This window comes from Collinsella intestinalis (assembly GCF_902501455.1).
Taxonomy (GTDB): domain Bacteria; phylum Actinomycetota; class Coriobacteriia; order Coriobacteriales; family Coriobacteriaceae; genus Collinsella; species Collinsella intestinalis.
Genome location: NZ_CABWIC010000007.1, coordinates 561,662 through 581,235 on the forward strand (window position 1 = coordinate 561,662; position 19,574 = coordinate 581,235).

Annotated in this window: 19 protein-coding genes; all 19 read right to left on the minus strand. The window is 65.2% G+C overall.

The annotated features are described in order from the left end of the window. Window positions 1-146 precede the first annotated feature (146 nt). Complete coding sequence (locus AOBCEHNH_RS03885; RefSeq protein ID WP_193221170.1) at window positions 147-1,250, minus strand: DnaJ domain-containing protein; 1,104 nt, start codon at window positions 1,248-1,250, stop codon at window positions 147-149. Window positions 1,251-1,463: 213 nt separating this feature from the next. Continuing rightward, window positions 1,464-1,934 (minus strand): deoxycytidylate deaminase, encoded by a 471-nt coding sequence (locus AOBCEHNH_RS03890; RefSeq protein ID WP_152063238.1) that lies wholly within the window; start codon window positions 1,932-1,934, stop codon window positions 1,464-1,466. Between the two features lie 85 nt (window positions 1,935-2,019). Continuing rightward, window positions 2,020-3,216, minus strand: coding sequence for a radical SAM family heme chaperone HemW (gene hemW, locus AOBCEHNH_RS03895; RefSeq protein ID WP_226803230.1), 1,197 nt, complete (start codon window positions 3,214-3,216; stop codon window positions 2,020-2,022). Between the two features lie 264 nt (window positions 3,217-3,480). Continuing rightward, window positions 3,481-4,473, minus strand: a complete 993-nt coding sequence (dusB, locus tag AOBCEHNH_RS03900; protein ID WP_193221171.1) for a tRNA dihydrouridine synthase DusB — start codon at window positions 4,471-4,473, stop codon at window positions 3,481-3,483. After that, window positions 4,470-6,278, minus strand: a complete 1,809-nt coding sequence (gene lepA / locus AOBCEHNH_RS03905; protein WP_152063240.1) for a translation elongation factor 4 — start codon at window positions 6,276-6,278, stop codon at window positions 4,470-4,472. The genes dusB and lepA overlap by 4 nt, the downstream gene beginning before the upstream one ends. 328 nt (window positions 6,279-6,606) lie before the next feature. Further along, a complete protein-coding gene (gene recN, locus AOBCEHNH_RS03910; RefSeq protein WP_152063241.1) occupies window positions 6,607-8,241 on the minus strand; it encodes a DNA repair protein RecN in 1,635 nt (544 codons plus the stop codon). Then, window positions 8,231-9,091 carry an NAD(+)/NADH kinase gene (locus AOBCEHNH_RS03915; RefSeq protein ID WP_152063242.1) on the minus strand — a complete coding sequence of 287 codons (861 nt, stop codon included), beginning with the start codon at window positions 9,089-9,091 and terminating at the stop codon, window positions 8,231-8,233. Before AOBCEHNH_RS03915 ends, recN begins: the two co-directional genes overlap by 11 nt. Then, window positions 9,088-9,903: a TlyA family RNA methyltransferase gene (locus tag AOBCEHNH_RS03920; RefSeq protein ID WP_118271253.1), complete on the minus strand. Its 816-nt coding sequence runs from the start codon at window positions 9,901-9,903 to the stop codon at window positions 9,088-9,090. The genes AOBCEHNH_RS03915 and AOBCEHNH_RS03920 overlap by 4 nt, the downstream gene beginning before the upstream one ends. A gap of 12 nt (window positions 9,904-9,915) precedes the next feature. After that, on the minus strand, window positions 9,916-10,179 hold the full coding sequence (locus tag AOBCEHNH_RS03925) for an exodeoxyribonuclease VII small subunit (protein WP_152063243.1): 264 nt from the start codon (window positions 10,177-10,179) through the stop codon (window positions 9,916-9,918). Window positions 10,180-10,182: 3 nt separating this feature from the next. After that, window positions 10,183-10,833 (minus strand): transcription antitermination factor NusB, encoded by a 651-nt coding sequence (nusB, locus tag AOBCEHNH_RS03930; protein ID WP_006722507.1) that lies wholly within the window; start codon window positions 10,831-10,833, stop codon window positions 10,183-10,185. A gap of 3 nt (window positions 10,834-10,836) precedes the next feature. Beyond that, the gene (locus AOBCEHNH_RS03935) at window positions 10,837-11,196 is read right to left on the minus strand and encodes an Asp23/Gls24 family envelope stress response protein (protein ID WP_118103422.1); all 360 of its coding nucleotides are present in this window, start codon (window positions 11,194-11,196) and stop codon (window positions 10,837-10,839) included. 72 nt (window positions 11,197-11,268) lie between these two features. Next, window positions 11,269-11,832, minus strand: coding sequence for an elongation factor P (gene efp / locus AOBCEHNH_RS03940; protein WP_006722505.1), 564 nt, complete (start codon window positions 11,830-11,832; stop codon window positions 11,269-11,271). 53 nt (window positions 11,833-11,885) lie between these two features. After that, window positions 11,886-13,016 (minus strand): M24 family metallopeptidase, encoded by a 1,131-nt coding sequence (locus tag AOBCEHNH_RS03945; RefSeq protein WP_152063244.1) that lies wholly within the window; start codon window positions 13,014-13,016, stop codon window positions 11,886-11,888. A gap of 36 nt (window positions 13,017-13,052) precedes the next feature. Continuing rightward, the gene (locus tag AOBCEHNH_RS03950) at window positions 13,053-14,144 is read right to left on the minus strand and encodes a dehydroquinate synthase/iron-containing alcohol dehydrogenase family protein (RefSeq protein ID WP_152063245.1); all 1,092 of its coding nucleotides are present in this window, start codon (window positions 14,142-14,144) and stop codon (window positions 13,053-13,055) included. Continuing rightward, window positions 14,141-14,674 (minus strand): shikimate kinase, encoded by a 534-nt coding sequence (locus tag AOBCEHNH_RS03955; RefSeq protein WP_006722502.1) that lies wholly within the window; start codon window positions 14,672-14,674, stop codon window positions 14,141-14,143. Before AOBCEHNH_RS03955 ends, AOBCEHNH_RS03950 begins: the two co-directional genes overlap by 4 nt. Window positions 14,675-14,681: 7 nt before the next feature. After that, a complete protein-coding gene (locus AOBCEHNH_RS03960) occupies window positions 14,682-15,179 on the minus strand; it encodes a YqeG family HAD IIIA-type phosphatase (protein WP_152063246.1) in 498 nt (165 codons plus the stop codon). 5 nt (window positions 15,180-15,184) lie between these two features. Next, window positions 15,185-16,468 carry an endolytic transglycosylase MltG gene (mltG, locus tag AOBCEHNH_RS03965; RefSeq protein WP_226803232.1) on the minus strand — a complete coding sequence of 428 codons (1,284 nt, stop codon included), beginning with the start codon at window positions 16,466-16,468 and terminating at the stop codon, window positions 15,185-15,187. Continuing rightward, the gene (ruvX, locus tag AOBCEHNH_RS03970; RefSeq protein WP_006722499.1) at window positions 16,461-16,889 is read right to left on the minus strand and encodes a Holliday junction resolvase RuvX; all 429 of its coding nucleotides are present in this window, start codon (window positions 16,887-16,889) and stop codon (window positions 16,461-16,463) included. Before ruvX ends, mltG begins: the two co-directional genes overlap by 8 nt. 21 nt (window positions 16,890-16,910) lie before the next feature. Continuing rightward, on the minus strand, window positions 16,911-19,565 hold the full coding sequence (gene alaS / locus AOBCEHNH_RS03975; protein WP_152063247.1) for an alanine--tRNA ligase: 2,655 nt from the start codon (window positions 19,563-19,565) through the stop codon (window positions 16,911-16,913). Between the last annotated feature and the right edge of the window lie 9 nt (window positions 19,566-19,574).

The following is a 19,574-nucleotide window of genomic DNA, read 5'->3' on the forward strand; positions in this document are numbered from 1 at the left end:
GTCGCGCCGCACCCCCGACGGATGCGGCATGCCGGCGCCGCCTCCAGGACCGCATAAGGCCCCGGGCAGCGCACCGACGCTTTTCGTTCTACCCAAAGCGCGGCAGCCTCACACGCCCAAAATGACTCGGGCGCATCGGGCGCACGCTACATATACCGATACGGCCCCAAGAACATGGCCTGCGTGCAGCTGCAGAACCACACGGAGATCAAGGCGAAGAGCAGACCGTTCGAAACGCCGCTGGCAAACACCTGCAAGCCGCGCTTCCACCACAGGCCGCTGCGATGGAACACGTCGTCGGAGAGGACCATGACCAGGCCCATGACGAGCGGGATCGCGCACAGAAGCAAGAACATGGAGAACGTGCCCGAGAACGAGGAGAGCACCAGGAAGGGCGTTACCAAGCCGAGCGTGTAGAAGCCCGAGCGGGCACGGCCCTCGAGGCGCTCAGCACTCACATGGGCGCGGCCGACCAGGTCGCCCGTCTCGCCGCCGTTGGTGCCGGCGTTACCGCGGCCCTTCATGCGGACCAGATCGCCGTCGTGCGTTCCTGCTGGGAACTCGACCACGGCCTCGCCCTGGACGCGCGTGCGACCCTCGCCGCCGCACACCGGGCACGGATCGGCAACGACCTTGCCGGAGCCGCCGCATTCGGGGCACACCATGCGGGCCTGGCCCATGCCGAACATGCCCAGATCGACGGCGATGGAGCCGGTGCCGCCGCACGTGGGGCACGCGCGATGGTGCTCGGAGGCCACCGATCCGGAACCGTGACAGTTATCACAGGATTCGTAGCGCGGGTACTTGACCGCGACGCGCGCACCGTCGCGCGCCTGCTCGCGGGAGAGCTTGACCTCGACGACCACGTCCGCGCCGATCGAGGGGTTGTAAGCGGAGGCGCCGCGGCGGCGCTGCGTGGAAAAGCCGCCCATGCCGCCGAACGGGAAACCAAAGCCGCCAAAGCCGGTGTAGCCTCCGGAGTACCCGCCCGAGGCGGGTGCGGGACCGCCTGCGGCGGCAAACGGGTTGCCCGAGCGCATGGCGTCGTACCGGGCACGCTTCTGCTCATCGGAGAGGACAGCGTAGGCCTCGGAGACCTCCTTGAAGCGCTCCTCGGCATCCGGCTCCTTGTTCACGTCGGGATGCAGCTTGCGGGCCTTCTGCTGGAACGCCTTCTGGATGTCCTTGGCCGAGGCGTCCTTATCCACGCCAAGGATGGCGTAGTAGTCTTTATCGTTCATTCCTGCCATATGGCAAAAAACTCCCTGCTACGGCTGTATTCAGTGGGAGACATTATATCCCGATGAACACCCGGCACACCCACGGAGCGCCATCGGGCACCAAATGCCCCCAATGTGTAAAAGGGGACGGGTGCAAGCTGCACAATGTGCAATTTGCACCCGTCCCCTTTTACACGCGCGAACGCGCGACGGATCAATTCGTGCCTGTCCCCAATTGAGACGTTAATCCCCGAGCTGGACCTGGCGATACGTGATACCACAGCGATCGAGGATGTTCTTGGAGATAAGGTTGTCCTCGGTGCCGCAGTACTTGTCGTCCAGGTACACGACCTCACCGATGCCCGCCTGCACGAGGGTCTTGGCGCATTCGTGGCACGGGAACAGGGTGACGTAAACAGTCGCGCCCGCCATGTCCTTGAGAGAACCACGGTAGTTGAGGATCGCGTTGGCCTCGGCATGAATCACGTAGTTGTGCTTGTCATGCAGCGGGTCGTCCGCGGTGCCCCAGGGGAAATCATCGTCGTTCAGCGCTGACGGCGTGCCGTTGTAACCCACCGAGAGGATGCGGTTGTTCGTATCGGCAATGCAAGCGCCCACCTGCGTGTTGGGGTCCTTGCTGCGCAGGGATGCCGCAACGGCGGCGCGCATGAAGAACTCGTCCCAGCTGATCACATTTTCGCGTTTACCGGGCATGGCGCTCTCCTCTCAAACGGTTTTGCACAGCATGGCGCAACCAGCGGCAGCGCGCAAGGGGTCCGCGAGAAATATGCCGATGCGGCTACTCAGCGAGACCCCAGAATAGGCCGAACAACTCGTTGCCATCGAGCCAGCCGAGGTGGGTGGGCCTGAGCGCGTCCTCGTCCCACGTCGCAAGACCGGAGGAAATAGCGGTCTCGCAGGCCGTACGCAGGTCCGCCTCCGGAATACACGAGGTGGCCCGTGTGAGCAGGTCGAGCGGAATACCGTCGGTCATGCGACAGGCAAGCATCAGGTCCTCAGCCATGGCCTCGCGCGGCGTGAGGTGCTCAGTGTCGAACTGCGTACCCTCATCGTCGAGCTGGCGGTAGCGCACACGCCCCTCCTGCGGGGCGCTCGAGAGGTTCGCGCCCGATGTGTAAAAGGGGTACGTCCCCAAATTACACATCTCGGAAGTGACGGGGATGTCAAACATGCCGGCGGCGGAGCGGCCGAGACCCAGATAGGGCTTACCGGTCCAATACGCAATGTTGTGGCGGCAGCGCTGACCAGGCAGGGCGTAGCTCGCGACCTCGTATCGCTCAAAGCCCGCGCCCGCTAGCTTCTCGGCGGCAAGGTCCATGCATACGGCCTGGAAATCCTCATCGGGGACCGCAATGCGACCCTGCTCCTCCAAACGCGCAAGCGGCGTGCCCTCCTCGAGCTGCAGGGGGTACACCGAGATGTGATCGGGCCGTAGCGTCATAAGGGTCTCGAGCGTACGACCGAACGATTCGAGCGTCTGCCCGGGCAGCCCGCACATGACATCGCATGAGGTGGAAAAGCCAACTGCCTTGGCCTGAGCAATGGCGAGCATGGCCTGCTCGGCGGAATGAATGCGACCGATGGCCTTTAGCTCGCCTGCATCGAGCGTCTGAACGCCGAGGGAGATACGCGTGACACCGGCCTCGCGCAGGGCCTGCGCGAGCTCAAGCGTGAACGACTCGGGATTAGCCTCGCAGGTGAACTCGGTGGGATCGCAATACCCACGCACGCGCTCCACCAGCGAAACAAGGCGCGCACCCAAGAGGCTCGGCGTTCCCCCGCCAATGTAGACCGTCTCCACCTCGTCGAGCTCGCCCGCGGCACCGTATGTGTCGATCTGGGATGTGAGGGCGGTGCAGTAGCGGTCCATCGCGGCGTCGAGCTCACAGCCACCCAAGGCGCGCGAGTCAAAATCGCAGTACAGGCATTTTGCCTTGCAAAACGGAATATGCAGGTACAGAGCGCGCGGCTTCACGAATAGCGACCCCCAAATCCAAGGTACCGATTGCGGATACTCAACCCTAGTTACCAAAACCCGAAGTTTATTTTGCATTTCCCCAGGATTCGGAAAAAAATCGTCGACTTTTGGTAATTAGTTTCGAACTATGTCAAATATCCGAAGAAACATACCCCGCACGAAACGGCGGCTTGCGGCTCCCGCGGCGTACATGCGGCCCGCGAGGCAAACCAGGGCAACGCCGCATCAAAAACTGGGCTCCAAAACTCCGGCAAGCAGACGTCATCGGCCGTCCGCGTCAGGCCCCACCGCCAACTCGGCCTCGGCCTCGTCGAGCAGGGCCATGAATTCGTCGTAGGTTGTGCACTGCACCACGCGGCCACGCCACGCAGCGGCATGCGGCAGGCCCTTGAGGTACCAGCTCGAGAACGCGCGACCGCGCGCCATGAAGGGCTGCGTCTCGTGCAGCAGCGTGAGATGTTCACGCAGGGCCTCGATGCGCTCGATCGCCGAACGCTCGGGCACGGGCACGCCGTCGAGAGCGAGCGCACGGGCGTCGCCGAACACCCAGGGATTGCCATACGTACCGCGGGCGATGAACACGGCGTCGGCGGCCGTCTCGGTGAGCATCCGCGCGGCGTCCTCCGCGGAGAACACGTCGCCCGAGCCGATCACGGGCACGCCCACGCGCGCGGCGACCTCGTCGATGGTGGACCAGTCTGCCTCGCCGGTGTACAGCTGGTTAGCAGTGCGGCCGTGCACGGCAACGGCGGCGACGCCGGCCTGCTCCATGCGGGCGGCGAACTCGGCCGCCGTGTTCTCCCCCGCCGCAAAGCCGCGGCGGATTTTGACCGTGACGGGCACGCACGCCTCACGCACGCATGCCTCCGCCAGCGACGCTGCAAGCTCGGGCTCCTTCATGAGCGCGGAGCCCTCGCCCTTGGTAATGACCTTGCGCGCCGGGCACGCCATGTTGATGTCGATGAGCGTGAGCTTGTCCCCTACGCGCTCCTGCACGGCGTTCACCGCGAACGCGAATTGCTCGGGCTTGGTGCCGAACAGCTGCACGCAGATCTGCGGCTCCTCTGGTTCCGGCTCCACGAGCACCCACGTCTTGGCGCTCTTATAGGAGAGGCCGGCCACGCTCACCATCTCGGTATAGGCCATCTCGGCACCTCGACGGCGGCACATGATGCGGTACGCCGCATCCGTGACGCCCGCCATGGGCGCCATCAGAAACGGCTGACGCTTGAATTGTTCGCGCAGGTCGATCAATCTTCGACCTTCAAAATGGCGAGGAACGCCTCCTGCGGCACCTCGACGGAGCCGATGGCCTTCATGCGCTTCTTGCCCTCTTTCTGCTTCTCGAGCAGTTTGCGCTTACGCGAGATGTCGCCGCCGTAGCACTTGGCCAGAACGTCCTTGCGACGCGCCTTGACGGTGGAGCGGGCGATGATCTTGTTGCCGATGGCGCCCTGGATGGGCACCTCGAACAGCTGGCGAGGGATGATCTCCTTGAGCTTGTCGCACAGTCCGCGGGCCAGGCCGTAGGCCTTGTCCTTGTGGACGATGAACGACAGGGCGTCGACCTCGTCGCCGGACAGCAGAATATCGAGCTTGACGAGCTCGCTCATGCGATAGTCGGAGAACTCGTAATCCAGGGACGCGTAGCCCTTGGTACGGCTCTTGAGCTGGTCGAAGAAGTCGAGGATGAGCTCGGCGAGCGGGATGTCGAAGTGCATCTCCACGGACTTCTGCGACAAGTGGATCATGTCGGTGGTGATACCGCGGTGCTCGATGGCGAGCTGCATGACCGCGCCGGTGTACTCGGGCGGGGTGATGATCTTGGCCTTGAGATAGGGCTCCTCGATATGGTCGATGCGCGTGACGTCGGGCAGGTCCTGCGGGCTGCGGACCTCGAGCATCTCGCCATCGGTCTTGTAGACGTGGTAGTCCACGCTGGGGCTCGTCGCGATGAGCGCCAGGTCGAACTCGCGCTCCAGGCGCTCCTTGATGACCTCCATGTGCAACAGGCCAAGGAAGCCGACGCGGAAGCCGAAGCCGAGCGCCGCGGAGGTCTCGGGCTCCCAGACGAGCGACGGGTCGTTGACGTGGAGTTTCTCGAGCGCGTCGCGCAGACTCTCGTAGTCCTTGTTGTCGATCGGGAACAGGCCGGTGTAGACCATGGGCTTGGCCTCGCGATAGCCCTCCAGGGGCGCATCGCAGGGGTTGCCCACGAGGGTGAGGGTATCGCCCACATGCACGGCCTCGGGGTCCTTCAGGCCCGTGACCACAAAGCCGACCTCGCCCACGCCGAGTGCGTCGAGCGCGAACTCGGCGGGACGGCGCACGCCGACTCCGTCGACGAGGAACTCCTCGCCGCCCTGCATCATGCGCAGATGGTCGCCCTTTTTGACCTGGCCGTCGAAAATGCGGACCGTGGCAACGACGCCGCGGTACTCATCGAAATAAGAATCGAGGATAAGGGCCTTGAGCGGCTTGTTGGCGTCGCCCTTGGGCGGGCTCACCAGGAACACAATGGCCTCGAGCAGGTCGTGGATGCCCTCGCCCGTCTTGCCGGACACGCACACGGCGTCGTCGGCGGGGATGGCGAGCTCGTCCTCAATCTCGACCTTGACCTCCTCGGGATGCGCGGAGGGCAGGTCGATCTTGTTGATGGCCGGTACGATGTCCAGGTCGGCGTTCATCGCGAGGCTCGCGTTGGAGACCGTCTGCGCCTCGACGCCCTGCGTAGCGTCGACCACGAGGACCGCGCCCTCGCACGCGGCGAGCGAGCGGGAGACCTCGTAGGTGAAGTCGACGTGGCCCGGCGTGTCGATGAGGTTGAACTGGTAGGTCTCACCGTCGTCGGCGTCGTACATGACTCGGACGGCGTTGGACTTGATGGTGATGCCGCGCTCGCGCTCGATGTCCATGGTGTCGAGCAGCTGCGACTCCATGTCGCGCTCCTCGACGGTGCGGGTGAGCTCGAGGATGCGGTCGGAAATCGTCGACTTGCCGTGGTCGATGTGCGCAACGATTGAGAAGTTGCGGATGTGGGAGGTATCAAAAGTATTCATGCTCACCATCTTACCTGAAATTGGCTGAGTCGGGTGCGTGTTTGCCGCTCGGTCAAGTCCTGCGCAAGACGAAGAGCCCACTGGGCTCTTCTTTGCGTGCGGAATCTACGGCAAACACGCACCCGACCCAGCCCCAAGGCTCGACGGACGCGCATTCACAACGAGATTCCGCCTGGAAACCGCCAGCGAACATAAGCTCAACGCAGCCCAGCGGGAACGTATAAGGTTCAGCGTAGATTCCGCACGAGCAGAAGGCCCCAGTGGGGCCTTCGTCGCGAGCCAGGACTGACCGAGCGCTGAACCTTATACGTTCCCGCTGGGCGAACAGTTAGAGCCTTCCTGCTTCGGCGAGGAGTTGCTTGGCGTGGGCGAGGGACTCTTCGGTGGCGTCTCCGGAGAGGAGGCGAGCAATCTCGGCAATGCGGTCGGCGGCCTCGACGCGGATGAGGCTCGTCTCGGGGATGTCGGCCGCATCGTCGCGACGCACCACGTAGTGGACGGAGCCCTGCACGGCCACCTGGGCCAGATGCGTGACAACGATCACCTGATGGGTGCGCGCCAGGTCTGCGAGCACCTGCGCGAGGGAGCGGGCCGTGGAGCCGCCGACGCCAGCGTCGACCTCGTCGAACACGAGCGTGTCGACGGCGTCCGCCTCGCCGAGGACCACCTTGGAAGCGAGCATGACGCGCGAGAGCTCGCCGCCGCTGGCGATACGGCGCAGCGGACGAGGCGTCATGCCGGCACCGCTGCGGTACAGCAGCTCGCAAGCGGTTGGGCCCTGGACGGTCCAGCGCTCACGTGCGAGCGGCTTGCTGTCCCACACGAGCTCGGCGCGGCCCATCTCGAGACGCGCCATCTGCTTGCCCACCTCGCGGCAAAAACGCGGCGCCGCAGCGTTTCTACGCTTGGTCAACGTCCGGGCGGCCTCGGCAAGCTCGGCCTCGGCTGCATCGCGGGCATCGCGGGCGCGCCTCACGCGGGCCTCGGCGTCATCGACGAGCGAAAGCAGCTCGGCCGCCTCATCGCGACGGGCAAAGACGTCCTCCATATGCGGGCCCCACTGGCGCAACAAGCCCTTGAACGCCGAGTAGCGCTCCTGTGCGGCGGCCAGCTCCGCCGGGTCAAAATCGACCGAATCGCGGTATCTGCGCAGCTCCGCAGCCGCATCTTCGACCGTGATGGCAGCGCCGGAAAGCTGGTCGGCAAACTCAGAGAGCTTGACGTCGACGCGGGCCATGCGGGACAGCTCCGCGATGGCCGTATTGAGTGCATCCAGCGCACCGCCCTCGCAGGTCAGAGCCTCAGCGGCATCGTTGGCGCAGCATGCGAGGCTCTCCGCGTGCTCGACGCGGGGCAGGCGCTCCTCGAGCTCCTCGAGCTCGCCGGGCTTGGGATCGACATCGGATATGCGCTCGAGGGCAAACCGCGCCTCCTCAAGACGGCTGCCCTGCGTGCGGCTCGCCTGCTCGACGCGCTCGAGCTCGCGCGCGGCCTCGTTGGCACGCGCAAGCGCGTCGCGATACGCGGCGAGTGCCTCGGCAACGCCCGCGCCGGCCCAGGCATCGACCATCCCAACATGGGAGGCGGGGTCGAGCAGCCTCTGGTGCTCGTGCTGACCGCACAGGTCGATCAGGGGGCTCACGCGCTCGGACAGTTCGCGCACGCTCGCAAGCGAGCCGTCCACACGCACGCGGGAACGACCGTCGGAACCCAGGCGACGCTGGATAACGAAGCCCTCCTCGTCGCGAGCCCCGCTGAACAGACGTCCCTCGACAAGCGCGCCGTCGCTCCCCTCGCGAACCGTCGCAGAATCCGCGCGCTCGCCCATCAGCAGCTTGAGGGCGGAAAGCAGGGCGGTCTTGCCCGCGCCCGTCTCGCCGGTGAGAACCGTGAGACCGGGACCGGGCACCAGGTCGGCGCATTTGATCAGCGCGATGTTCTCGACATGGATCTCATCGATCATTGCGCACCCCGTAAAAGACGCGGCTCACGGACGTGTAAAAGCTCTCCGGACCGTAATCGAGCAACAGGATGTCGGCATCGCCGCGTCGCACGACGGCGCGCTCGACCTCGCCGGACGGCGTGATGAACTGGCCATCGAGCGCGATGGCGGGGACCGACGGGCGATCTTTAGAAACGGATATCTCCACGACGTCGGACGGGGACGTGAGGAAGGCGCGGGCCTGGATGGTGTGGGGCGCGATGGGCACGCAGACCATGCCGGTGTACTCCGGGCTCACGATGGGGCCGCCGGCGGACAGGGCGTAGCCCGTGGATCCGGTGGCCGTGGAAACCACCACGCCGTCCCCGCGCAGGCGGTCGATGTGATGGCCGGAAACGGTGATGTCGAACTCGACCATATCGGAGAGCGGGCCGCGGGCGAGTGCGAGGTCGTTCAGGGCAAAGCCGGTGCAGACCTCTTCCTCACCACGCTCATTCACGCTCACGATCTCGCAGGCGAGCGTGGCCCGGCGGCTCACATGCAGCTCGCCGGCAAGCGCGTCGGACACAACCGAGAGGATGTTCTTGTCCTGGGGGCTCGCCGCGGTGAGAAACCCGAGGTGACCATAGGACAGGCCGAGGATTGGGATCTCGCGGTACCCCACGATGCGCGCGGCGCGCAGGAGCGTTCCGTCGCCGCCGAGCGAGATGACAAGGCCACAGTCCACGAGGTCGGGGGTCGACTCGATACCGGAGCGCTGGTCGGCAGCCCATTCGACCTCAAAACCCTGGCGCGTGAGCCACAGCTCGAGGGTGAGCCCGCTCTCGACGGCCTCCTGCTTGTAGTAATTGGGGACGAGCAGGACCTTCATCGAGGAACCTCCGAATACACCAGCGCGTCGATGCGCGCGGAAACGGCAGATGCGTCCATCTCCTCACGAGATGCCGCGGATGCACCGCGTGCGCCCAGGAGGAAGAATTCGCGATTGCCCTTGGCGCCCGTGATGGGTGAGGCGCACAGCCCCAGCGGGGAAAGCCCGTTTTCGCGGAAGAGCTCGACCGCATCGGCAAGGACCCGCGCATGCACGGCAGGGTCGCGAACGATGCCGCCCTCCCCCACTTCGCCCTGCGGCGCCTCGAACTGAGGCTTGACGAGGGTCAGGAAAGCGCCGTTGGGCGTGAGGAGCTCGAGCACCGCTGGCAGGATCGTGGCGATGCTCGTGAACGACACGTCGCACACGGCCAGGTCGGCGCTCGAACGATAGCCGAGCTCGGGAACGTCCACAATGTTCGTGCGCTCGAGCAGGGTCACCCGCTCATCCTGGCGCAGCGACCAGTCGAACTGCGCCCGCCCCACGTCCACGGACAGGACATGGGCCGCACCGCGTTTGAGCAGGCAATCGGTAAAGCCGCCGGTGGAGCATCCAACATCCAGGCAGTTAAGGCCGGAAGGGTCCACTCGAAACGCATCGAGGGCGCCGGCGAGCTTGAGCCCGCCACGCCCCACATAGGGAATGCGGCCCTTCACATGCAATTCGATGCCGGGCTTGACCATCATGCCGGGCGAGCTCAAGCGCTCGCCGCCGGACGAAACCAAACCGGCCATCAACGTGCGCAGGGCATCTGCGCGATTCTCGCAGATGCCCTGGGAAATCAATTCATCATCCAAACGAACGCGTGCCACGTGGCGCCTTCCTTATGCCCCGCTCGATTTGGGGTCGGTCTCGGCCTGCTCGGCAGGCTGCTCAGATTGGGCCTCGGTCGCAAGCTCTGCATCGAGCATATCGGCCTCGCGCGGGGACAGCTCGAACGAATCGACCATGTCCACGGCGCGGGAGCCGAGCTCGATCGCCTCGTCGAACAGGTCGAGGCTGCGCTCGAGGGACGTGTCCTTGGAGCGGACCTGGGCGATGATCTCGTCCAGGCGCTCGGTGATCTCGTCGAAGTTGCCCTCGGCCATGCGCTACTCGCCGGCCTCGGCGTCGAAGGGATCGTTGAAGATGTGATCGAGGTCGTCCTCGGCAAAGCCGTAGTCGTCGGCCTCGAAGCGGGCGCGGGCCTCCTCGGCGGCGCGGGCGGCCTCCTCCTCGGCTGCCAGGCGCTTGGGGTCGATCTCGAACCACAGGGCGGCCAGGCAGGCGGCCTCGGCATCCTCGGCGGTGATAGTGCAGGCGACATGCTGCAGGCTCGGCAGATGACGATCGCGCACGATGCGACCGAGCACGCCGTTAACAAAGCCGGCGGACTCATCGGTGCCATAGGCCTTGGCGATCTCGACGGCCTCGTTGATGACGACGGCTGCGTCGAGCGTGTCGGCGACCTGGAAGTACAGCTCGTAGACGGCGGCGCGAAGCAGGTTGCGATCGGCACCGGGCATGCGCTCGAGGGTCCAGTTCGCGGAGACGGCGCGAAGCGCGGAGTCGATGCGGTCGCGGTTGGCGGAAACGCCGCGCGCGATCTCGATGGCGTACGGTGCCAGCGGACCCTTGGACAGGGTGTAATCCCCTGCCAGGACGTCCTCGACGGAGACTTTTCGCATCTCGGACTGGAACAGGATCTGCAGCGCCTGGCTGCGGGCGAGCGTGCGCCCGCGATTGACTTTGAGACTTGCCACGCGCTACTCCTTGGGAAAGACGAGGCTGTCGATACAGATGTTCACGCACTCGACCTCAACGCCGACCTGGGCGTCGATGGCATTGGCGACGGCGACGCGCACGGCCTCGGCCAGGGGCTTGAACGGATAGCCGAAGAAGACCGTGAGGTGCACGGTCAGGCGAAGCTTGTCGTCGACCACCTCGGCCTCGACGTCCTCGCCCATGGGCACGGACTTGGTGGAGAACATGGAGACGAGGTTGGTGGCGAGGTCCTTCACGCCCACGGACGCGATGCCCTCGACCTCCTCGACGGCGCGGGAAACGATGGCGGTCAGCACCTCGGGCGCGATGCCGATGCCGGCGATGGTGATCTCTTGCGACATGCCCACTCCTTTACGTGGTAAGCGCGCGGCCTCATGCGGGCCGCGCGACGGACGTGCACTGGATGAGAGCGATTAGAGGCGCTGGACGAACTCGCCGGTGCGGGTGTCGACCTTGATGCGCTCGCCCTCGTTGAGGTACATGGGGACCTGGACGACCGCGCCGGTGTCGATGGTGGCCGGCTTGGTGGCACCCTGGACGGTGTTGCCCTTGGCGCCCGGGACGGTCTCGACGACCTCGGCCTCGATGAACATGGGCGGGTTCACGCCGAGCAGCTCGGTGTCGGCGTAGAGCAGCTGGGCGTTGTCGTTCTCGCGCAGCCACTTGGAGTTGTCGCCGATGAAGTCGGCCGGGACGGCGATCTGCTCGTAGGAGGTCATGTCCATGAAGTAGTAGTTGTCGCCGTCGTTGTAGAGGTACTGCATCTCGTTGGTGATGAGCTGCACGCTCTCGAACTTGGAGCCGGCGTTGCAGGTGTTCTCGACCACGCGGCCGGTCTTGAGGTCCTTGGTCTTGTAGCGGACGAAGGCGCCGCCCTTGCCCGGCTTGACGTGCTGGAACTCGACGATGGTGTAGTACTTGTCCTTGATCTTGAGACCCATGCCGTTGCGGAAGTCGGCGGTGGTGATGGAAGCCATGGCTTGCCTTTCTGTAGAAGAATCGAACTTAGGAATTATACTCGCAAAACGACCTAGCAGTCGATGACGACCAGCTCGTGCGTAGAGGTCGTGAAGGGCTCGTACCCGTCCTTGGTGACCACGCCGTAGTCCTCCAGGCGCACGCCGCCCACGCCGGGCAGGTAGATGCCGGGCTCAACGGTGATGACCGCGCCCTCCTCCACGATGTTGCTCTTGCGGCCGAAGACCGGAAGCTCGTGGATGTCGATGCCCACACCGTGGCCGAGGCCGTGGCCGTAGTACTCGCCGTAGCCCGCGTCACCGATGATCTTCTTGGAGAGCAGGTGGATGTCGTGGCCATCCACGCCGGCGTGGATAGCTGCGACGCACTCCTCGTGCGTGCGGCGGACGATGTCGTAGATCTCGCGCTGCTTCTCGCTCGGCTCGCCCACGCAGACCGTGCGGGTCATGTCGGACTTGTAATCGCGGTAGCCCGCACCGTAGTCCATAAGGACGAAGTCGCCCTTCTCCACCACGCGGTCGCTGGAAATGGCGTGCGGGTTGGCGGTGTTGGGGCCGGATGCGACGATGGAGCCAAAGGCCAGGTCGTCCGCGCCGTGATCGAACATAAAGGTCTCGAGCTCGGTACGGAGCTGCTTCTCCGTGTAGCCGGGACGGATGAACTCGCACATATGGGCGAATGCGGCGTCGGTGATGGACTGCGCGTGGCGCATGAGCTCGATCTCCTCGGCGTCCTTGACGGCGCGCATGAGCTGGAGGTCGCCGTGCATGAGCGGGAGGCTCGCGCAAATCGAGCAATCCTCAAGGCCGCGCTCGATACCGCGGAAGAAGTTGATGTGCATGTCGTCCTCGACGGCGACAACGCGGCTCTTGGTGGAGCGGGCGTGCTCGGCAACCCAGCGGGGCATGTCGATCTCGTCCATATCGAGCTTCCAGGGGCTACCGGCGGGCATGTTCTCCTCGAAGGAGTTGAAGTAGCGCGAGTCGGTGTGCAGGAAGCACTCGTCGGCCGTGACAAACGCCACGTGCGGGTACTCGCCGGTGTAGTCGAAGACGCGCATGGCGCCGGTGAGCCAACGCAGGTTGGCCTCGTCGCGCACGACCACGGCATCGTAGCCGCGCTCAGCCATGAGGGTGCGCAGGCGGGCGATGCGCCCAGCGGGACCGTTGAGGATTTCGGACATATCGGTTCCTTTCTCGCGAAAGATGTGTAAACAGGCCTACTCGGGTTTGCGTGAGGCGATGAACGCGCGTGCATGGCGCTCAAGGACCTCGTCGTCGATGGACGAAAGGCGGATGACGCCGGGGTACTTGGGCAGCGCGAGCTGGAAGCGGTTGGCGACGCGGAAGCGCTCGGCGCGAAGGGCCTCGATGAGCGCAGCGGGATCGATGTCAAACGACAGCTCGCCGATGCCGAGATCCTCGAGGTGATCGTCGAGCGCAAAGACTTCATCGACCGAGAAGTCACAAGCGTCGATGGCCAAGCGTGCCTCGAAGCGCATGCCCTCGGCGAGGAACAGGTAATACGGGTGCGCGCCCTCGCCCAGGCACGCAGACAGGGCGCGGGCGGTGGTATGGCCGAACAGCAGGGCGCGGCGCGCAGAGGGGCTCACGGACTTGGCGATGTTCAATCGTGCGGTGAGCGTGGTGGAAAGCGCATCGGACAGCGACGTCTCGTTCTTTTCGACGATGCCGCGAACGGCAGTGCCAAGGCTGTCCCAGCAGGCTCGGCTCTCGGAGAGATACGCACCGCACATGAGCGCATAGCCCAGGCCATTCTCCTCGATCGGGCGATCCCCCACCAACGCGAGGTCGCACACGACGAGCGACACCTCGGGCTCGAGGCTGACGAGGGAACCCCCGGAAACGGTGAGGGGTGTCATCTGCGTGGAGCAGCGGATCATGGCATCGAGCGTGGTGGGAACGAGCGCGCACGACACGCCGCCGCACCACGTGCGGGAAATGTAGCTCGCCAGGGAGCAAGCCTCGTCGCCACCCACGCCCACGATCAGGTCCTCGGCGGTGATACCGGCCGCGGAAAGCTCGGCATACTGCGCAAGTGCGGTCTCGGCACCGAGCGCATCGGAGGCCGCGATGCATCGAACGGCAGCGTTGAACCCGCTGTCGACGAGCGCGCGACGCACGGTCTCGATATGGACGGGATCGATGTCATCGGAGCTCAGCACATAGGCGCGCGAGGGCTTGCCAACCGCACCGGAGAGGAACTTGGGAAGCTCATCGAGAGCCCCGAAGCCAAGGCGGACATCGGTGCTCCTCGAACCGAAGGAAAGCAACTTGCGACGAATCGTCATATAAGACCACGCTCCAAGAGAAGCTCGGCAACGGTATAGGAAACCTCGGTGAACGAGGTGCCGCGGATATCCACGGTGAGGTCGGCGGCGCTTTCGTACAGCGGGCGCCTATGCTCGAGCAGCCGGGCGGCATGCTCGGCGCTGCGAAAATCGGGTCGGGTGTCGGAGCGGCGGATCTGGCGAAGCGAATCGCCGATGTCGCCCTCGAGGTAGACGCAGAAGCCCATCTCGTGGATGAGCTCGATGTTGCGAGGAGTCTCGACCACTCCCCCGCCGCAAGAGACGAGCAGGCTGCGCTCGGAGGCGAGGCTCTCGAGGGCCTCGGTCTCGAGCGTGCGGAAACGCTGCTCGCCCTCAGCCTCGAAGATTTGCGAGACCGTCTGGCCGCACTTGCGCTCGACGAGGCGATCGGTGTCGACGAAACGCCGATGGAACATACGCCCAAGGTTGCGGGCGAGCGTGGACTTGCCCGCCCCCAAGAACCCGACGAAGAAGATATGGTCGCATCCGCGCTTCACGGTAGAGGTCATGGCAGCGTTACTCCTCGCAGGGAACGCCGCGCAGCGCCATGCGCTCGAAGATGCGGAAGATCTGCGTGTACCACAGATCGGCGGTGGACTGCGGCTTGACGAGGATGGTGGTCACGCCGGCGAGCTTGCCGCCCCACACATCGGTGTAGAGCTGGTCGCCGATCATGACGGCCTCCTCCTTGCGGGCGCCCAGGCGCTTCATGCCCGCCGTGATGGCGAACGGAAGCGGCTTGCAGGCGAAGGAGATATAGTCCATGCCGAGCTCGCCCGCGGAGCGCGAGACGTGACTCACATGCCAGTTGTTGGAGACCATGATGAGCTCAAAGCCGAGCTCACGGGCGTGATCGAGCCAGGCTGCCACGGAATCGGGCGCGCAGGTACGGTCGCGCGGAACGAGGGTGTTGTCGCGATCGAGCAGAATCGCGCGCTTACCCGACGCCCACAGGGCATCGAGGTCGATGTGCTCGACGCGCGTGATGTAGCGGCTGGGGGAAAAGATGCTCATAGGCGCTACTCCCAGGACTTTTGATGATCGTCGTAGGTCTCGGAGAAGAACTCCTCGTCCTGCGTGATGAAGAAATACAGATCGTTGGAATCGGTGGGATTCAACGTAGCGCTGATGGCCTCCGCAGACGGAGAGCAGATCGGCGTTGGGGGAAGACCGGCGTTCTTGTACGAGTTGTACGGACTGTCGATCGTCTGGATGTCGTTGGCGGTGACCTCGCCACCCGTCACGTACATGAGCGTGGCATCGCTTTGCAGGTACGGACGCCCGGCAAAGTCGCCCTTACCGGCAAGGCGGTTCAGGAACACCGACGCGACGTGAGATCGCTGCTCCGCGTGAAGACCCTCACGCTCGACAATGGAGGCAAGATCGAGCAGCTGATAAGCAGTGAGCTCGACGCCGAACCTCGCCTTGATTGAAGCCAGACCGGCATTGAAATCTAACGCGTCGAGGACATCGAGCTGGAACTGGCCGAGCATGGCGCGGATGATCTGGTCGGCGGTCGGCGTGCCCTGAAACGTGTAGGTCTTGGGGAACAGGTAGCCCTCGAGGGAATCGTCGGCGGCCTCGGAGAGGAACGCGAAATCGGCAACGTAGTTGGAAGCCTTGGCCTGCGCGATGAAGTCGTCGGCGGGGATGCCGTAAACCCCCTCGACGATGCGGGCGGTCTGGGCGACGGTCTTGCCCTCGGGGACCGTGAGCTTTACGCCCTCGACGTTGGGGCCGACCACGAGCTGCTTAACCACGGAGATGGGGTCCTGCAAGGTCTCGAAGCGGTACTCGCCGGGCTTGAGCTGCATCTCGGCGCCGAGTTTCTTGACGGCGGCGTAGTACTCGCCGGCGTCCTCAACGACGTGGTTCTCGACCAGGGTCTGCGCGATGACGTCGCCCGTCGCGCCCTCGGGAATGACGACGTTCACGGGCTGTCCGGCCTCGATGGCCTCACCCGAACCGCCGAACACGCGTGGGAACACGAAAACGGCCGCCACGGCAACCACGGCGATGGCGATAAGCACGCCGAAGATGACGGGGAGCTTGGAGCGCTTGGCTGCAGCCTGCGCGTAGGCGGGGTGCACGCCACCGGAGCGGCCGTGCGCGCGAGCTTGGGACGGCGCCTGAACGCGCTGCGGGCGCGGCGCCGTTCCACGAGCGGATCGCGGGGCCGCCGCACGGGGACGAGGGGCGTTCGCTGCGGGGCGCGGGGCCGGAGCCGGGGCGTTCGTGCGGAATCGCTTGCCGGCGGGACGCTGGTCCCGCTGATCGCGATGCGAGCCGTAGTCGTTAGCCACGATCGTCCTTTCGTCCATGGGAATCGAGCCAGGCCTGCAGGAACAGGGAGGCGGAAATCATATCGACCTTACCGCGCATCTGTTTCTCGTTCAAACCCTGTTCGCGCAGGATGCGCTTTGCCTCGGTGGACGTGAGGCGCTCATCGATGAATTCGAGCGGAAGGCCGGTCGCGGCGGCAATACGGCCGGCGACCTCCCGAATGTGCTCGGCTTGTGGGCCCTCCTCGCCCGACATGGTCTGCGGCAGGCCGCAGACCAAGACATCGGGCTCATGGTCTTCCAAGATCATGCGGAAGGAACGGGCCATGCCCTCCACCTCGCACGCGGGCAGGACCTTGAGCGGCATGGCCACGCGACCGGTGCGGTCAGAGACCGCGATGCCGGTGCGCGTACCGCCGATATCGAGGGCGAGAGCTACCACGTGCTGCCTTCCTGCCGTTTGTTACGCGCCGAGCGCGGTGCGAGCGGCCTCGAGAGCAGCCGCGACGCCCTGGGCGTCCTTGCCGCCGGCCTGGGCCATGGTGGGCTTGCCACCGCCGCGGCCATCGACCAGCGGGGCGATCTGCTTGATGACGTTTCCAGCATGGAAGCCGGCGGAAGCCGCGTCGTCGGTGGCGGCGGCGATGAGGGCGGGCGTGCCCTTCTCGGTCACCGTGGCGAGGACGCAGGCGCAGGCGCCGGAGACCTTCTGACGGATGGTGTCCCAGACGTTGCGGAGGTCGGAGGCCTCGAGACCGGCAAGCTCAGCCACGACGAGCTTGTAGCCGCCCATGTCCTGGGCGTTCTCGATGGCGGAGGAAATGGCATCGGAACCGCCGCCGGTGAGCGCGCGCTTGAGCTTCTGGTTGGACTCGCGAAGCTCGGCCTGCAGGGAGGAGATGCGCGCAGGAACCTCCTCGATACGGCACTTGAGCTGCGAAGCGGCAGACTCGGCGAGCGCGGCGCGCTGCTCGAGGTAAGCGATGGCGCCGGTAGAGGTCACAGCCTCGATGCGACGGACATTGGAGCCGGTGGAAGACTCGGAGACGATCTTGAACAGACCGAGCTCGGCGGTGTTGGCCGCGTGGGTGCCACCGCACAGCTCGCGGGAGAACGGCTCGTCCTCGGCGCCGATAGAGACGACGCGGACGGTGTCGCCGTACTTCTCGCCGAACAGGGCGACGGCGCCGGAGGCCTTGGCCTCCTCGATGCCCATCACGCGGGTGACCACGGGCTTAGCGGCGAGGATCTGCTCGTTCACGAGGTCCTCGACGGCGCGGATCTGCTCAGAGGTCATGGCCTCGAAGTGGGTGAAGTCGAAACGCAGGGCCTCCGGGGAGACGAGCGAGCCGGCCTGGTTCACATGGTCGCCCAGGACCTCCTTGAGGGCGGCGTCGAGCAGATGGGTCGCGGTGTGGTTGCGCGCGAGCAGGCCACGGCGGTTGAGGTCGTAGCCGGCAAAGACGGTGTCACCCTCGGAGAGCTTGCCGATGAGCTTGCCCTCGTGAACATACAGGCCGCCCTTGGAAACGGTGTTGGAGACGAAGAACTGGGCGTCGGAGGTGTCGATGAGGCCGTGGTCGCCCAGCTGACCGCCCATCTCGGCGTACAGCGGGGTGCGATCGAGCACGACGGAGGCCTCGGCGGCGTTCTCGGCGGACGCCACGCGCTCGCCGTTCACGACGATGGCGAGAACATGAGCGCCCTCGATGCTCTCCTCCTCGTAACCGGCGAACTCGGTGGCCGGGAGCTGGTCGGCAAGCTCGGTCCAAACGTCGTTGAAGGAACCCCAGGCGTCACCCTTGGCGGCAGCGCGGGCACGGGCCTTCTGCTCGGCCATCTCGGCGTCAAAGCCGTCGATGTCGACGGCATGACCGGCGGACTCGGCGATCTCGACGGTGAGGTCGATCGGGAAACCGAAGGTGTCGTGCAGCATGAAGGCGGCCTTGCCGGAGAGCTGCTCGCCCTCGCCCAGGGCGCCGAGCTGCTCGTCGAGGTAGACGCGACCATTGTTGAGCGTGGTGGAGAAGCGCTCCTCCTCGGCGTTCACGATGCCCTTGACCAGGCCGGCGTTCTCGACGAGGTTGGGATAGGCCTCACCCATGACGTCGTTCACCGCATCGATGAAGCGGCCGAGGAACGCGTCCTCGATGCCGAGCAGGCGGCCGTGGAACACGGCACGACGCAGCAGACGGCGCAGGACGTAACCGCGGCCCTCGTTGCCGGGCAGGACGCCGTCGGAGATGAGGAAGTCGACGGAACGGGCGTGGTCGGCGATGATGCGCAGGGAGCGGGAGGCGCCGGTGTACTCATTATCGACGTAGGTCTTACCGGAGATCTCCTCGCCCAGCTTGATGAGGCTCTGCATGACGTCGCCGTCGAAGAAGGAGCTCTTGTGCTGCATGATGGCGGCCATGCGCTCGAGGCCCATGCCGGTATCGAGGTTGCGGTGGGGCAGCTCGGGCATGGAGCCGTCCTCCTGGCGATCGAACTGCGTGAACACGAGGTTCCAGAACTCCAGGAAGCGATCGCAATCGCAGCCGGGGGCGCAGTCGGGGCAGCCGCAGCCGACCTCCTCGCCGAGGTCGAAGTAAATCTCTGAGCAGGGGCCGCAGGGACCGGTGGGGCCGGCAGCCCAGAAGTTGTCGTCCTCGCCGAGGCGGGTGATGTGGTCCTCGGGAACGCCAAGGGCGCGCCAGACGTCATGCGTCTCGTCGTCGTCAGTGAAGACGGTGAAGTGCAGACGCTCCTTTGGAAGCTTGAAGACCTCGGTGATCAGCTCGTAGGCCCAGGTGCATGCCTGCTCCTTGGTCACGCCGCCAAAGGCGAAGTTGCCGAGCATCTCGAAGAACGAGGCGTGACGGCCGTCGGAGCCGATGATGTCGATGTCGTTGGTGCGCACGCACTTCTGGCACGAGCAGGCACCGATCTCCTTCATGACCTTCTTGCCCTGGTAGTACTCCTTGAACTGGTTCATACCGGCGTTGGCGAGAAGCAGCGAGGGGTCGTCGGGGACGAGGGACGAGCTGGCATACAGCTTGTTGCCGCGCTCCTCAAAGAAGTTGAGATAGGCCGAGCGAATCTCGGCGGTAGACATGGTGGGATAGTCAGCGGCCATGCGTAAACT

Bases quoted from the DNA above. Each gene is read 5' to 3' on its own strand.
- AOBCEHNH_RS03885 (WP_193221170.1), bottom strand. From the start codon at position 1,250: ATGGCAGGAATGAACGATAAAGACTACTACGCCATCCTTGGCGTGGAT.
- AOBCEHNH_RS03890 (WP_152063238.1), bottom strand. From the start codon at position 1,934: ATGCCCGGTAAACGCGAAAATGTGATCAGCTGGGACGAGTTCTTCATG.
- lepA (WP_152063240.1), bottom strand. From the start codon at position 6,278: ATGAATACTTTTGATACCTCCCACATCCGCAACTTCTCAATCGTTGCG.
- recN (WP_152063241.1), bottom strand. From the start codon at position 8,241: ATGATCGATGAGATCCATGTCGAGAACATCGCGCTGATCAAATGCGCC.
- AOBCEHNH_RS03915 (WP_152063242.1), bottom strand. From the start codon at position 9,091: ATGAAGGTCCTGCTCGTCCCCAATTACTACAAGCAGGAGGCCGTCGAG.
- AOBCEHNH_RS03925 (WP_152063243.1), bottom strand. From the start codon at position 10,179: ATGGCCGAGGGCAACTTCGACGAGATCACCGAGCGCCTGGACGAGATC.
- AOBCEHNH_RS03935 (WP_118103422.1), bottom strand. From the start codon at position 11,196: ATGTCGCAAGAGATCACCATCGCCGGCATCGGCATCGCGCCCGAGGTG.
- efp (WP_006722505.1), bottom strand. From the start codon at position 11,832: ATGGCTTCCATCACCACCGCCGACTTCCGCAACGGCATGGGTCTCAAG.
- AOBCEHNH_RS03945 (WP_152063244.1), bottom strand. From the start codon at position 13,016: ATGTCCGAAATCCTCAACGGTCCCGCTGGGCGCATCGCCCGCCTGCGC.
- AOBCEHNH_RS03950 (WP_152063245.1), bottom strand. From the start codon at position 14,144: ATGACGATTCGTCGCAAGTTGCTTTCCTTCGGTTCGAGGAGCACCGAT.
- AOBCEHNH_RS03955 (WP_006722502.1), bottom strand. From the start codon at position 14,674: ATGACCTCTACCGTGAAGCGCGGATGCGACCATATCTTCTTCGTCGGG.
- AOBCEHNH_RS03960 (WP_152063246.1), bottom strand. From the start codon at position 15,179: ATGAGCATCTTTTCCCCCAGCCGCTACATCACGCGCGTCGAGCACATC.
- alaS (WP_152063247.1), bottom strand. From the start codon at position 19,565: ATGGCCGCTGACTATCCCACCATGTCTACCGCCGAGATTCGCTCGGCC.